The organism is Vibrio sp. YIC-376 (assembly GCF_052353105.1).
Classification (GTDB): Bacteria; Pseudomonadota; Gammaproteobacteria; order Enterobacterales; family Vibrionaceae; genus Vibrio.
Map to the genome: position 1 here is coordinate 118853 of NZ_JBBWFK010000001.1, position 13335 is coordinate 132187.

Annotated in this window: 13 protein-coding genes and 1 riboswitch; of the genes, 9 read left to right on the forward strand and 4 right to left on the reverse strand. The window is 43.5% G+C overall.

Annotated elements, in window-relative coordinates; genetic code table 11:
• Positions 1-5 precede the first annotated feature (5 nt).
• Genes WJM94_RS00545 through WJM94_RS00570 form a run of 6 tightly spaced genes read left to right on the forward strand, consistent with a single transcriptional unit; the run spans position 6 to position 4973 of the window.
• Positions 6-1298: an NAD(P)/FAD-dependent oxidoreductase gene (locus tag WJM94_RS00545; RefSeq protein WP_444492295.1), complete on the forward strand. Its 1293-nt coding sequence runs from the start codon at positions 6-8 to the stop codon at positions 1296-1298.
• Position 1299: 1 nt separating this feature from the next.
• Entirely contained in the window at positions 1300-2115 is an 816-nt protein-coding gene (locus tag WJM94_RS00550) for a DUF1365 domain-containing protein (RefSeq protein WP_444492296.1), read from the forward strand.
• Positions 2109-3365, forward strand: coding sequence for a class I SAM-dependent methyltransferase (locus tag WJM94_RS00555; RefSeq protein WP_444492297.1), 1257 nt, complete (start codon positions 2109-2111; stop codon positions 3363-3365). Before WJM94_RS00550 ends, WJM94_RS00555 begins: the two co-directional genes overlap by 7 nt.
• 6 nt (positions 3366-3371) lie before the next feature.
• Positions 3372-3884: a DUF2878 domain-containing protein gene (locus WJM94_RS00560; RefSeq protein ID WP_444492298.1), complete on the forward strand. Its 513-nt coding sequence runs from the start codon at positions 3372-3374 to the stop codon at positions 3882-3884.
• A complete protein-coding gene (locus WJM94_RS00565) occupies positions 3844-4440 on the forward strand; it encodes a chalcone isomerase family protein (RefSeq protein ID WP_444492299.1) in 597 nt (198 codons plus the stop codon). Before WJM94_RS00560 ends, WJM94_RS00565 begins: the two co-directional genes overlap by 41 nt.
• 38 nt (positions 4441-4478) lie before the next feature.
• On the forward strand, positions 4479-4973 hold the full coding sequence (locus WJM94_RS00570) for a DUF3833 domain-containing protein (protein ID WP_444492982.1): 495 nt from the start codon (positions 4479-4481) through the stop codon (positions 4971-4973).
• Between the two features lie 97 nt (positions 4974-5070).
• On the opposite strand, the gene purB is transcribed toward WJM94_RS00570, so the two are convergent.
• From purB to mnmA, 3 genes are all read right to left on the reverse strand, one after another.
• Positions 5071-6441: an adenylosuccinate lyase gene (gene purB, locus WJM94_RS00575; protein ID WP_444492300.1), complete on the reverse strand. Its 1371-nt coding sequence runs from the start codon at positions 6439-6441 to the stop codon at positions 5071-5073.
• 150 nt (positions 6442-6591) lie between these two features.
• Complete coding sequence (gene hflD / locus WJM94_RS00580; protein WP_444492301.1) at positions 6592-7209, reverse strand: high frequency lysogenization protein HflD; 618 nt, start codon at positions 7207-7209, stop codon at positions 6592-6594.
• A gap of 10 nt (positions 7210-7219) precedes the next feature.
• Entirely contained in the window at positions 7220-8362 is a 1143-nt protein-coding gene (mnmA, locus tag WJM94_RS00585; RefSeq protein ID WP_444492302.1) for a tRNA 2-thiouridine(34) synthase MnmA, read from the reverse strand.
• Positions 8363-8552: 190 nt separating this feature from the next.
• Here mnmA and WJM94_RS00590 point away from each other — a divergent pair, with 190 nt between their 5' ends.
• Both WJM94_RS00590 and WJM94_RS00595 read left to right on the forward strand, forming a co-directional pair.
• Positions 8553-8822 carry a hypothetical protein gene (locus WJM94_RS00590; RefSeq protein ID WP_444492303.1) on the forward strand — a complete coding sequence of 90 codons (270 nt, stop codon included), beginning with the start codon at positions 8553-8555 and terminating at the stop codon, positions 8820-8822.
• 116 nt (positions 8823-8938) lie between these two features.
• Positions 8939-10243, forward strand: a complete 1305-nt coding sequence (locus WJM94_RS00595) for an inosine/guanosine kinase (RefSeq protein WP_444492304.1) — start codon at positions 8939-8941, stop codon at positions 10241-10243.
• Positions 10244-10368: 125 nt separating this feature from the next.
• On the opposite strand, the gene WJM94_RS00600 is transcribed toward WJM94_RS00595, so the two are convergent.
• Positions 10369-10776 (reverse strand): H-NS family histone-like protein, encoded by a 408-nt coding sequence (locus WJM94_RS00600; RefSeq protein WP_444492305.1) that lies wholly within the window; start codon positions 10774-10776, stop codon positions 10369-10371.
• Between the two features lie 582 nt (positions 10777-11358).
• Positions 11359-11539, forward strand: a riboswitch (Lysine riboswitch).
• Positions 11540-11648: 109 nt separating this feature from the next.
• Between WJM94_RS00600 and tet(35) the strand changes: the two genes are divergently transcribed.
• Complete coding sequence (gene tet(35), locus WJM94_RS00605) at positions 11649-13250, forward strand: tetracycline efflux Na+/H+ antiporter family transporter Tet(35) (protein WP_444492306.1); 1602 nt, start codon at positions 11649-11651, stop codon at positions 13248-13250.
• The last annotated feature ends 85 nt before the right edge of the window (positions 13251-13335 follow it).

Genomic DNA, 13335 nt, shown 5'->3' on the forward strand with positions numbered 1-13335 from the left:
TAAATATGAAAATCGCAATTGTAGGCACTGGAATATCCGGACTGACGTGCGGTTATTATTTGCACAAAGAACATGACATCACCTTGTTTGAGGCAAATGATTCCATCGGTGGGCATACTGCGACCGTTGATGTCAACATTGACGGACAAGACTATGCAATTGACACGGGTTTTATCGTTTACAACGATCGTACTTATCCTAACTTCATTAAAATGATGGAGGAGATAGGTGTTGAAGGCGTACCGACTCAAATGAGTTTTAGCGTTCGTAATAATAGCAATGGATTAGAGTACAACGGGCATACGCTTTCGACACTTTTCGCGCAAAAGCGCAATTGGGCAAACCCAAAGTTTTACCGCTTTATCTTTGAGATTCTCCGTTTCAATAAATTGGCGAAATCGTTCGCCAATAAAGAAATCACAAATATGCAAACGCTGGGGGAGTTTCTCGATGAGCACCGTTTCAGCACGTTTTTTACTGATAACTACATTCTGCCAATGGGGGCGGCGATTTGGTCTTCTACGCTTGCAGACATGCGCCAATTTCCGTTGATGTTCTTCGTGTGCTTCTTCCTAAATCACGGCTTGTTAGATGTGACAAACCGTCCTCAATGGTATGTGATTAAAGGAGGCTCTCGCGCTTACATTTCTCCGCTTACCAAAGGGTTTAAACAAAATATTCGCCTTAATAGCCCGGTTGAGAGTGTCACGCGTAGCAAAGAACGTGTTTTGCTGCACGTCAATGGCACAACCGAGTGGTTTGATGAGGTGATCTTTGCCTGCCACAGCGATCAAGTAATAAAAATGCTGGGTGATCCTAGCCATGAGGAGCGAAGCATTCTCGGTGATATGGCTTATCAAGCAAATGAAGTCGTGCTGCATACAGACACGAACCTGCTTCCAAAACGCAGAGCGGCTTGGGCATCCTGGAACTATCTGCTCGAAGGTAGAGAAGATGAGCAACATCGTTTGCCATCACTGACTTACAACATGAACATCCTTCAGCATGTGCAATCTAAGCACACATTTTGTGTCACCTTGAACAGTACGGAGCAGATAGACAAGAGCAAAATTCTGCGCACGTTTACTTATCATCACCCGGTATTTACGACTGAATCTATCGCAGCTCAACAGCGAAAAAGCGAGATTCAGGGTGTATCAAATAGTTGGTTTTGTGGCGCCTACTGGTTCAACGGATTCCATGAAGATGGGGTACGCAGCGCTTTAGATGTGGTGAAAGCGCTGGAAAGCAAATACCAACAGCACTCCGCGGTCACTTTACAAAAAGGTGCAGCGTAATATGGCTAGTACGGTGAACAGTCGGTTATTCATTGGCAACGTTCGGCACCGCCGTTTCACCCCAGTGTTACATGAGCTGAATTACTCGTTGTTTATGCCGGCTATTGATGTTGACGAGATTGATCAACTTGAGAATCAAGTGTGGGGATTCGGTACCCGCTGGTGGCATTGGGCCCGTTTTAAACGAAGCGATTACGTTGGCCAAGGACACTTAAAAACGGCGGTACAAGATAAATTAGCCGACCTCACTGGTGTGCGATGCAACGGGAAAGTTATCGCCGTTTGCCATCTGCGTTATCTGGGCCTCTATTTTAGTCCGGTTAATTTCTACTATGTGTATAACGAGCAGGGAGAGTGGAAATATTTGCTGGCGGAAGTGAGCAATACGCCATGGAATGAGCGCCATTACTATGCAGTAGCCGCGAATCAAGAAGATGAACACGTTGGTTGGAAGCAAGATAAAGCGTTCCACGTTTCTCCGTTTAATCCTATGGGTCAACAGTATTTATGGAAGCTTAAGCCACTAACGGACAAACTCAGTATCCATTTAGAGTGCCACAAAGGCGAAAAACATTTTGATGCCACCATGGCAATGAAATCGAAAGCAATGTCGAGCAAAAATCTATTGAAGTGTTTGGTTGTCACTCCTATACAAACCATAAAAGTGGTCTTTGGCATTTACTGGCACGGATTAAAACTTTGGGTTAAAGGTGCGCCTTTTTATTCCCATCCTAAATATTCAGCGCCGGATGAAAATAAAATGAAGCCAGAAAAGAAAAGTAAGGGAAGTAAGAACAAGGAGAATTCTGCATGTTGAATAGTGGAGTTATAACATTGCCGCGAGAACTTACTACGACTCAAAAAGCGGCCCGCAGAGTGATCTTTCAATGTTTGAAAAACATGGAAGTCGGCAATTTAACCGTGATAGAAACCTATGCAACGGAAAATAAAGAGACGAGCGAACGTTTTGCCGCACCGATTGGAATGTTTCAGGGAAAACCTGTAGGGGCGACAATTGAGGTGAAACACCCTGGTTTATACGCACGCGTGTTGCGCGGCGGCAGTATAGCCGCTGGGGAGGCGTATATGGATGGCTGGTGGGACAGCCCAGACCTGACGGCATTGATGAAGTTGATGGCGTTGAATATGAGTGCTTTAGACCAGATTGAAGATAAGGGAAGTTTGCTGACCAAACTCGTATATAAATTCAGCCACTGGGCCAATCGAAACTCTGAGGATAAGTCCCGTCAAAACATTCATGCGCATTACGATTTGGGAAATGCGTTATATGAGTCATTTCTTGATACCAACATGCTTTATTCTTCCGCTCTCTATCGACAAGATGGTGAGTCATTAGAACAAGCGCAAATTAATAAAATGGCGCGCTTGTGTCACCAGCTTGATCTTCAGCCTTCTGACCATGTTATTGAGATTGGAACGGGTTGGGGTGCCATGGCGATATACATGGCGGAGAAATATGGCTGTCAGGTAACGACGACCACTATATCTGAAGAGCAGCATCTCTACGCCCAGCACGCGATAGAGAAGAGATGCTTGGCAGACAAAATTACCTTACTAAAAGAAGACTACCGAAACCTTGTTGGCCGTTACGATAAATTGGTGTCGATCGAGATGATTGAGGCGGTAGGCAAAGAGTTTTTGCCATCCTACATTAAAAAATGCGAATCACTACTTAGGCCGGGCGGCTTAATGGCAATTCAGGCAATTACCATCGCCGATCAGCGTTATGAATACTACAGCAACAATGTTGATTTCATTCAGAAGTACATTTTCCCTGGAGGATTTCTACCGTCAGTAACGTCTCTCACTCAAGCGGCCACGAAGTATAGTGACTTAGTTGTCCGTGATCTGTTCGATATTGGCCTCGATTACGCAAAGACACTCAATGAATGGCATTACCGATTTAATCAGGCTGAAACAGAAGTTCGCGAGTATGGCTATGACGACAAATTTATTCGTATGTGGAGTTACTATTTGAGCTACTGTGAGGGTGGTTTTCTGGCGAGAACCATCAGCGCTGTACACATGACCTTTCAACGCCCGTAGGCCGATATGAGAGTGTTGGTTGCATCAACCTGGTTTCAAATATGCTGGTTTGCAGCTGTGCTTGGTACCTATCAATGGCAGTGGCTTACCGTTTGTTTAACTTTGTTAACTATCGCCTATTGCATATTAAGCAATGCTACTTCATTAAAAGGCATCGCTATCGTCACCGCCATTGGGCTGGCCCTTGATAGTCTGAACCAACAATTTACTCTTCTTATTTTCCAAACTGTATGGCTGCCAATATGGCTGCTATGCCTTTGGGTAGTATTTGCCTGGTATGCCCGCCAACTTATATCTGTTTTGCATCGTTTTCCTAAAATCTTCGTATCAATAGTAGGCGGCTTGGGGGGAGGAGCCAGCTATTTCGCGGGGTACAAACTCCATTCCGTTGAATTTGGTTACAGCGTTAACCTCTCTTTGGTGATTTTATTTATAGAGTGGTGTGCTGTGATGGTATTGATACTCAAGGTGTATGGAAATGAGAAGCTTGCAGGGAAACTTAGCCAAGAGTCTGATTAACGGTGCGCTACTTGCCGGTGTATTAGTGTCGTTGCCCTTAAAGGCACAGAACGCCGGCACTGATATGGGGACATCCAGTACCGAAGATTGGCGACAATGGAAAACCGTTGGTCAGGCGAAATTAACTTGGTTTATCTTTGATATCTATGAGTCGCGTTTAAGAGCGCCTGAGGGAAAGTATTTAGTGAACGATGATGTATCGCCTCATCCCTTCGCTTTAGAACTTTACTACCAGCGTGATGCAACAAAACAGCAGTTACTAGAGGTAACGGATGAGCAGTGGCAAAAACTAGGGGTAAAACAGGCTCTTCGGCAACAATGGCTATCTCAGCTCAATACTATGTTCCCTAACATCAAAAAAGGCGACGAACTTACTTATGTAACAGATGGTCAATCAGGTCAATTGCTTTATCGTCCTGCGGGCACTTCCTCTTTGAAGACCATTGGTTACGTTAAAGATGAAAATTTAAACGATGCTTTGCTTTCTATCTGGCTGTCACCAAATACGACGTATCCCAAACTTCGTAAACAATTAATAGGGCAGGTGACACAGTGAATGTTTTAAAGCGACTAATCCATTTGACTGTAGCCGTCATGGCTGTTTTTCTTGGTTCTTGCTCAGCCGATATCGACAACTATCAATCAACAACGCCCAATTTTGACCTGTTTGGATATTTTGACGGGAACGTGAAAGCTTGGGGAATGGTGCAAGACCACTCTGGACAGCAAACCAGACGCTTCGAAGTGGATATTGTTGGTACTATTGCAGGTAATGAACTGACGTTGATAGAAGATTTTGTTTTTAACGACGGCGAGGTAGATCAGCGTATTTGGAACATAACTAAGTTAGGAAATAGCCGCTACCAAGGGAACGCTGACGATATTATTGGTATAGCAACCGGAAAGGAGACAGGTAATGCGTTGCAGTGGCAGTATGACTTTGAGTTAAAAATGGATGATTCAACAGTCACGGTTGCATTTGATGACTGGCTTTATCGCCAAGACGAAAAGCATGTGTTTAACCTGACTAGAATCAAGAAGTTTGGTGTAGAGGTGGGGACAATTACCTTATTCTTCCAAAAACAATAGATTTGGAAGTCTTTGATGATTTTTTAAAGGCTGAGGGTAATAAAAAGGTTGATGCTCTCACATCAACCTTTTCAAATTCAGGTGAATCACTCAGTGATTACAGCTTGTCAGTCAACTCGATTGCTTGACCGATGTAGTTAGCTGGCGTCATTTCTTTCAGACGTGCTTTCTCGTGCTCAGGAAGCTCAAGACCTTCGATGAAGTTACGCATTGCTTCACCATCTACACGCTTACCACGAGTCAGCTCTTTAAGCTTCTCGTATGGTTTTTCGATACCGTAACGACGCATCACTGTTTGTACAGGCTCTGCGAGAACTTCCCAGTTCTTATCAAGTTCAGCCAGAAGCGCTTCACGGTTAACTTCTAGCTTGCTAATGCCTTTAAGCGTTGAAGTGTAAGCGATGATTGCGTAGCCAACACCAACACCTAAGTTACGTAGAACTGTTGAATCAGTTAGGTCACGCTGCCAACGAGAGATAGGCAGTTTCTGTGCTAGGTGACCAAACACTGCGTTCGCAAGACCTAGGTTACCTTCAGAGTTTTCAAAGTCGATTGGGTTAACTTTGTGTGGCATTGTAGAAGAGCCGATCTCGCCAGCAATGGTTTTTTGCTTAAAGTGGCCTAGTGCAATGTAGCCCCAAACGTCACGGTCGAAGTCGATAAGGATAGTGTTGAAACGTGCAACAGCATCGAATAGCTCAGCGATGTAATCGTGTGGTTCGATTTGAGTTGTGTATGGGTTCCAAGTTACGCCAAGAGATTCAGTGATGAATTCTTCAGAGAACTTGTGCCAGTCTAGTTCTGGGTAAGCAGATAGGTGTGCGTTGTAGTTACCTACTGCGCCGTTGATTTTCGCTAGGATCTCAACGTTTTCGATCTGCTTGTATTGACGTTCCATACGGTACGCCACGTTAGCCATCTCTTTACCCATTGTTGATGGAGATGCAGGCTGACCGTGTGTACGAGACAGAAGTGGAATATCACGGTACTCAACAGCAAGCGCTTTGATTGCGTCGATAATGTTGCGGATTTCTGGAAGAATTACCGTTTCACGCGCTTCTTTTAGCATTAGAGCGTGAGATGTGTTGTTAATGTCTTCAGAAGTACATGCAAAGTGGAAGAATTCGTTTACTGCGTGTAGTTCAGGAACATCAGCCACTTTTTCTTTTAGGAAGTACTCAACCGCTTTTACGTCGTGGTTAGTTGTGCGCTCAATCTCTTTGATTCGGCGCGCGTCTTCTTCAGAGAAGTTTGCAGCAAGGTCGTCTAGGAATTGGTTAGCTTCTGCGCTGAACGCTGGCACTTCTGCGATTTCAGCAGTAGCAGCTAGCTTTTGTAACCAGCGGACTTCAACGATTGTACGGTATTTAAGCAGACCGTATTCACTGAAAATTTCGCGTAAAGCAATCGTCTTACTTCCGTAACGGCCGTCTACTGGTGAAACAGCAGTCAATGCTGACAGTTCCATGATGTTCTCCTGAATTGGGTTTCTAAATTTCGTGAGCGTTATACCAATAACTGTGGCATTTGTCACGAACATTGCGCAAACGTTTGCGCGAGGGTTATTTTAATCTAAAAAAACGAGCTCGCGATAAACGCGAGCTTGTAGTGGTATCTGTTATATGCGAGCTAATAGGATTTGAGCCTGTTCGACCATCTTTTTGCGTCCAAAGATTAAGTGGCGTCGTTTACCACCTACCTGACGCCAAAGTACAGCACAACGGATACCAGACAACAGCAGAGCTCTAACTTTATGTTGAGTCGAGGTCTGTTGCAGTACTGCCGGTGTTCCTGTTACTTGGATACGAGGCCCGATAGGGCTGACAACATCCAGATAAATACTCGCTAAGTTGCTGATCATTTGCTCTTCCAGCAGCTCGAAGTGTTCAGATTGACGTTTTGCCATCTGGATACGGTCACCAAGTTGCGACATCGCATCGTTGCGAGAGGTTAATTTACGCTCCAATGCCATTAAGCTAATGATATAACGCGTAATCTCACTGCCCGATGGCGTGCTGTCAATGCCTTGAACCAGGCATTCAAGGCCTAGTTTTAGGTCGGCTTCGCTACCGAATACGCCAATGGTGTTGGCTGGATTCGTGTTCAAAATAGCGTTAATGGATGTTTCAAAGGCATCTTGATCACAATGTCCGTTTCTCGCAACTTGTTGAACCAAAGCAACAGCTTGGCAAATGCCTGCAAACGCGATAGTACGGTCATAAAGTGTATTCGCCACGTAACAACTCCTAAGCTTGAGAATATTTAATGCGTTGTTCGATGATACCGCCACCTAGACAAACGTCATCTTTATAGAACACTGCTGATTGACCAGGAGTCACTGCAATTTGCGGCTCGTCAAAGATAACTTTAATGTTCTCATCATCGATTGGGATGATTGTACAAGGAATATCTTGTTGACGGTAACGAGTTTTTACCGTGCACTTCATAACATCGCGAATTGGCTCACGCTCTACCCAGTGAAGTTGTGATGCAAGTAATCCTTCGGATTTCAGCATCGGGTGATCTTTACCTTGTACGGCAATCAATACGTTACGCTCAAGATCCTTTTCGCCGACGAACCATGGATCTTCATTACCGCCGCCACCTTTACGGCCACCAATATGCAGACCTTTACGCTGACCAAGCGTGTGATACATCAGACCTTGGTGTTGGCCAATAACTTCACCTTCTGGTGTTTCGATGTTGCCAGGCTGAGCTGGCAGGTAACGTCCCAGGAAGTCAGTAAATTTGCGCTCTCCGATAAAGCAGATGCCAGTAGAGTCTTTCTTCTTCGCTGTGATTAAGCCTTGCTCTTCCGCGATACGGCGTACTTCAGGTTTCTCCAAATCACCTACCGGGAATAGGCTACGGGCAACTTGTTCGTGGCTAAGTGTATATAAGAAATAACTTTGGTCTTTGTTGCTGTCCAGACCACGAAGCATCTGCGGTTTCTCCTGTTTTTCACCAGGTAAAGAGCTTTCAGGAAAAGAACGACGCACGTAGTGACCCATCGCGATGTAATCTGCATCTAGCACTTCGTCAGCGAATTCAAGAAACGCTTTAAACTTAATTTCTTTGTTACAAAGAATGTCTGGGTTAGGCGTACGACCTGCCTTGTACTCAGCAAGGAAGTACTCAAACACGTTGTCCCAGTACTCTGCAGCAAAGTTTATGGTGTGTAGGTGGATGCCAAGCTTGTCACATACTGCCTGAGCATCGGCTAAATCTTCTGCTGCTGTGCAATATTCTTCGTTGTCATCTTCTTCCCAGTTCTTCATGAACAGGCCTTCTACTTGGTAGCCTTGTTGTTTCAGAAGATACGCAGAAACAGATGAATCAACGCCGCCGGACATACCGACGATGACTTTCTTTTGGCTGTTATCAGACATTACTAAACACCACTTAAATAAACGGGACGCAGATTCTAACAGAAACCACTGACCGGTGACAGATCCGAGACGGAAATCACAATTCGTTTTTGCTACATTTTTCTGCACCAACAACACTAATTCGTAATTTCACAAGTATAGACGGGATATATATGGCATAGTTGCCAAAAATCCAAGAGGTAATATTAAGATGACTGACGAAAACCAATTCATGCAAGAAGCTGAGTTAATTGAGATTGTTGAAAATCAACTGGAAGACGGGAATCCGTTAAAAGTTAAAGAAACACTCATGCGTTTAATGATGACTGGTACGCCACGTGATGAAGCGGTTGCGATGATGGCTTGCGCAATGTCGATTGAAGTGTTCGACGTCATGAAAAATGAGGGTGAATTTAATCTTAAGCGTTATAGCGAGCACCTTAATCAGTTGCCAGATCTAAGCTTTATGGAAGGTGAATGATCCCCAGTAAATAAAAAAGAGAAGAGCAAACGTTTGCTATAATTGCCTTTATTGCTGCGTGATTATTAGCGGTATAGAATCCGTTCTCTTTTTCATCCCTTACTCAGACTAACAATATGAAATTTCCTGGACAACGCAAATCCAAGCATTATTTTCCTGTTCATGCTCGTGACCCATTAGTGAGTCAAGCACAAGAAAGCAAGAAGATGACGCGTACTCACATCATTGGTATTGACCAAACTTTAGTGGATATTGAAGCAAAAGTTACATCGGATGTGATTGAAAAATACGGTTTGAGTAAAGGCCACTCATTGGTAATTGATGATGTTACGGCGGAAGCTTTATACCAGCATCTTAAAGAAGAGAACCTAATTACCAATGAGTACGCGGGTGGTACGATAGGCAATACGCTTCATAACTACTCCGTTCTTGCTGACGATCGTTCAACACTGCTTGGTGTGATGAGCCAGGAAATTAAGATTGGCAGTTACGGTTACCGCTACTTGTGTAACACATCAAGCCGCATGGACCTAAACTACCTCCAAGGCGTTAATGGTGCTATTGGTCGCTGTTTTGCGCTTATAACCGAAGAAGGTGAACGTACTTTCGCGATCAGCGAAGGTCAAATGAACCAACTTCATCCAGATAGTATTCCAGAAAAAATCTTCAAGAATGCTTCAGCGTTATTACTGACGTCTTACTTAGTACGATGCAAAGACGGTGACCCAATGCCTGCTGCAACGATGAAGGCGATTGAGTACGCGAAAAAGTATGACGTGCCAGTTGTTCTGACATTAGGTACTAAATTCGTAATTAAGGACGATCCAAAATATTGGCAAGAATTTATTCGTGAACACGTTTCTGTTGTTGCCATGAATGAAGATGAGGCAGAAGCACTGACAGGAGAGTCTGATCCTTTAGCTGCGTCTGACAAGACACTAGAATGGGCTGATTTAGTGCTTTGTACTGCTGGCCCTGTGGGCTTATTTATGGCCGGGTATACAGAAGATAGCGCGAAACGTGAAACGACTTTGCCATTGCTTCCTGGATCAATTGCAGAATTTAACCGTTACGAATTTAGCCGACCAGCACCAAAAAATGCATGTGAAACACCTATTAGAGTGTATTCTCATATTTCACCATATATGGGTGGTCCGGAAAAAATTAAGAATACGAATGGTGCGGGTGATGCTGCCTTGTCTGCTGTTCTTCATGATATGGCTGCAAATAAATACCATAAAGAAAATGTGCCTAATTCAAGTAAGCACAGTAATGAATATTTAACTTACTCTTCTTTCTCGCAAGTTTGTAAATATGCAAATAGAGCTAGTTACGAAGTACTAGTACAACACTCTCCGCGTTTGTCGCGTGGACTACCTGAACGAGAAGATAGTCTGGAAGAGGCATATTGGGAACGCTAATTTAGTATAAATTTACAGTTCTTTTACAAATGTAAAAATGGCGCATTAGGAAATGCGCCATTTTTTATTTAATACAAACAAAAAGGCTCCCTAGGGAGCCTCTTATTTTTACTATAGAACGCAAATTAGATTAGGAAATCATCCAGTGATTTACCTGCATCAAGATGCTCTTGGATAGCAGAAGGCGTACGACCTTGGCCTGTCCAAGTTTTTTCTTGACCATTTGGATCAATGTACTTGTATTTAGCAGGGCGAGGTGCGCGCTTAGATTTTGCCTTAGTCTTAGTTTCGCCTGATAGCGCATTAATAAGAGCCTCAACGTCGATACCGTCTTGTGCAATTTTTTCTGCGATTTCAGCTAATTTAGCTTCTTGCTCAGCTTGTGCTGCGCGTTCTGCCTCTTCCGTTTCCTTGCGCTCTGTCACTACAGTAGTCAGTTTATCTAGAGCTTCTTCCAATTGTTCTAGAGTCAGCTCACGAGAAAATGCACGAAGGCTACGGATATTTAGAAGTGTTTTAGTCAGCTCTGACATAACGATTCCTATTAATAGGTTAATGTGTATGGCACCTCTTATCGTTACGATCAAATAATGCCATTCTACAAATAAAGCGGTAAGTCCTTATATTTAACTTTATCTTTTCCTTATGTGCAAATACTAAATCGTGATTTCGATTAATTTTGTCTAATTTTTTATAAGAAAGGAATATTATCGAGATATAAAAGTTATTAGATGGAAGTTCAATCATGCTCAAAATATTTTAATTGCCTTTATTGTGAATTCGCTTTTATAAGTCACAGGGCGTCTCAATCCGGTCAAAGAGATAAAGTCGTGTGTAGTTTTCGATGTCACATTTGTTTTATTTATCAATAGAAGTCAAATAATGATACTGCTCGAGTAATAATAAGGTTTCATAAAAAGTGCAATGATAGTGGTTGCAGTTGCATATTAATGGCATTTAGTGGTGAAACTAAACCGCTCGCTTTACAGTGGAATATAAGTTTAATTTAGTTTGATGTGTTGCATTGGTTCTCATCATAAGTACAATAGCGCCACCTGATGCAATATCACAGATAAATTGTTGCCATTATGTATATTTAGTGGTCAATTGTTTGTTATTGCCGTAGAGGCGCAGTCTCGAAGAGTAGCTATTATTGGGGTGATGCCAATGAATAATAGTGGAAGGCGAAGATTGCCGAAGCGAGTAATCCATCAATATTACTTGCTGGGGTTGTATCCGAAAGGAACAACACTGCCATAGTATATTTACATTAAACTATGGAGCGCTACTGTAGGGTTGGGTGGAGTGTTCGCTTCCCTGTCGCTAAGTTCAACATGAGTTCGTTTTTTAAAAGACGTGGCTTATCTGCAGTAGATCTCTAGCCAAACTTTGGTTTTTGAAGATCATGAATTTAATAGATTTTTCTAGTTCTCCTGTTTCACTGTTGCCACCGCTTGTCGCTTTGACTCTGGCGATTTTGACACGACGTGTATTAATTTCTCTTGGTGTAGGTATCGTACTGGGTGCGGTTCTACTGAATAGCTGGTCGGTCGTTGATACTGCGAGCTATGTTGGTACCCAAGTGTCTTCTGTCTTCGTTGAAGATGGCGGTCTTAACACTTGGAATATGAGTATAGTTGGCTTCCTTATCTTATTGGGAATGACAACCGCATTGTTGACGCTGTCTGGTGGTACACGCGCATTCGCAGAATGGGCGCAGTCTCGAGTTAAAAGTAAGCGCGGTTCTAAACTTCTCGCAGCCTTTTTAGGTGTATTCATTTTTGTCGACGATTACTTTAACAGCCTTGCTGTTGGCGCGATTTCTCGCCCAGTGACCGATAGATTCTATGTATCTCGCGCGAAATTAGCGTACATCCTGGACTCAACTGCGGCTCCAATGTGTGTGATTATGCCAGCATCGAGCTGGGGTGCTTACATCATTACCATTATTGGTGGCATTTTAGTTTCGCACGGTATTACCGAGTACTCTGCTCTAGGTGCATACATTCGATTGATTCCTATGAACTTCTATGCGGTATTTGCACTACTTATGGTATTTGCAGTCGCATGGTTCGGTTTAGACATCGGTAAGATGCGTGAACACGAGATCTTGGCATCACAAGGTCGAGGGTTTGATAAAGACCAAGAGAACGACTCGCCAGAAGCTCATGAAATTAACGAGGAGCTTGATATCCGCGAGAGCGATAAAGGTCACGTTTCTGATTTGATCTTGCCTATCGTAACGCTAATTGTGGCAACTATTGCTTCTATGCTTTACACCGGTGGTCAGGCCTTGGCTGCTGATGGTAAAGAGTTTGCTCTACTAGGCGCATTTGAGAATACCGATGTTGGTATGTCCCTGATTTACGGTAGCTTGCTTGGTCTGGCGGTTGGTTTATTTACTGTGCTTAAGCAGGGTATTCCAATGAGCGAGATCATCCGTACACTTTGGATTGGCGCAAAATCAATGCTCGGTGCAATTCTTATCCTTGTATTTGCCTGGACTATTGGCTCTGTTATCGGTGATATGAAAACGGGCTCTTACCTATCAACGTTGGCACAGGGTAATATCGACCCACACTGGCTGCCTGTTATTCTGTTCTTGTTGTCTGGTTTAATGGCATTCTCAACAGGTACGTCTTGGGGTACTTTCGGTATCATGCTGCCAATTGCTGGTGATATGGCAGGAGCGACTGATGTAGCACTTATGCTACCAATGCTAAGCGCTGTTTTGGCAGGTGCGGTATTTGGCGACCACTGTTCACCAATTTCAGATACCACTATTTTGTCGTCGACTGGCGCACGTTGTAACCACATTGATCATGTTTCAACTCAGTTACCGTATGCTTTATGTGTGGCACTAGTTTCTTGCGTAGGCTTTGTCGTACTGGGTTTGACAACGTCTATCGCAATTTCGTTCACAGCGGCAACATTAACCTTCGTAATTCTATGTGTGGTACTTTCGTGGCTATCTAAATCTAAGATGGCGGCGTACCAAAACGTATAGAGAAATCGAGTTAATTAAAAAAGAGGAAGCTCCGCTAGAAATAGCGGAGCTTTTTTTGAAACGCGATTTAGGTGAGGGGGGCAAT

Excerpts from the sequence above, each read along its gene's own strand:
- purB (WP_444492300.1), bottom strand. The coding sequence starts at position 6,441 with ATGGAACTGTCAGCATTGACTGCTGTTTCACCAGTAGACGGCCGTTAC.
- WJM94_RS00565 (WP_444492299.1), top strand. The coding sequence starts at position 3,844 with ATGAGAAGCTTGCAGGGAAACTTAGCCAAGAGTCTGATTAACGGTGCG.
- WJM94_RS00555 (WP_444492297.1), top strand. The coding sequence starts at position 2,109 with ATGTTGAATAGTGGAGTTATAACATTGCCGCGAGAACTTACTACGACT.
- WJM94_RS00590 (WP_444492303.1), top strand. The coding sequence starts at position 8,553 with ATGACTGACGAAAACCAATTCATGCAAGAAGCTGAGTTAATTGAGATT.
- WJM94_RS00545 (WP_444492295.1), top strand. The coding sequence starts at position 6 with ATGAAAATCGCAATTGTAGGCACTGGAATATCCGGACTGACGTGCGGT.
- WJM94_RS00570 (WP_444492982.1), top strand. The coding sequence starts at position 4,479 with ATGGCTGTTTTTCTTGGTTCTTGCTCAGCCGATATCGACAACTATCAA.
- WJM94_RS00550 (WP_444492296.1), top strand. The coding sequence starts at position 1,300 with ATGGCTAGTACGGTGAACAGTCGGTTATTCATTGGCAACGTTCGGCAC.
- mnmA (WP_444492302.1), bottom strand. The coding sequence starts at position 8,362 with ATGTCTGATAACAGCCAAAAGAAAGTCATCGTCGGTATGTCCGGCGGC.
- WJM94_RS00560 (WP_444492298.1), top strand. The coding sequence starts at position 3,372 with ATGAGAGTGTTGGTTGCATCAACCTGGTTTCAAATATGCTGGTTTGCA.
- WJM94_RS00600 (WP_444492305.1), bottom strand. The coding sequence starts at position 10,776 with ATGTCAGAGCTGACTAAAACACTTCTAAATATCCGTAGCCTTCGTGCA.
- WJM94_RS00595 (WP_444492304.1), top strand. The coding sequence starts at position 8,939 with ATGAAATTTCCTGGACAACGCAAATCCAAGCATTATTTTCCTGTTCAT.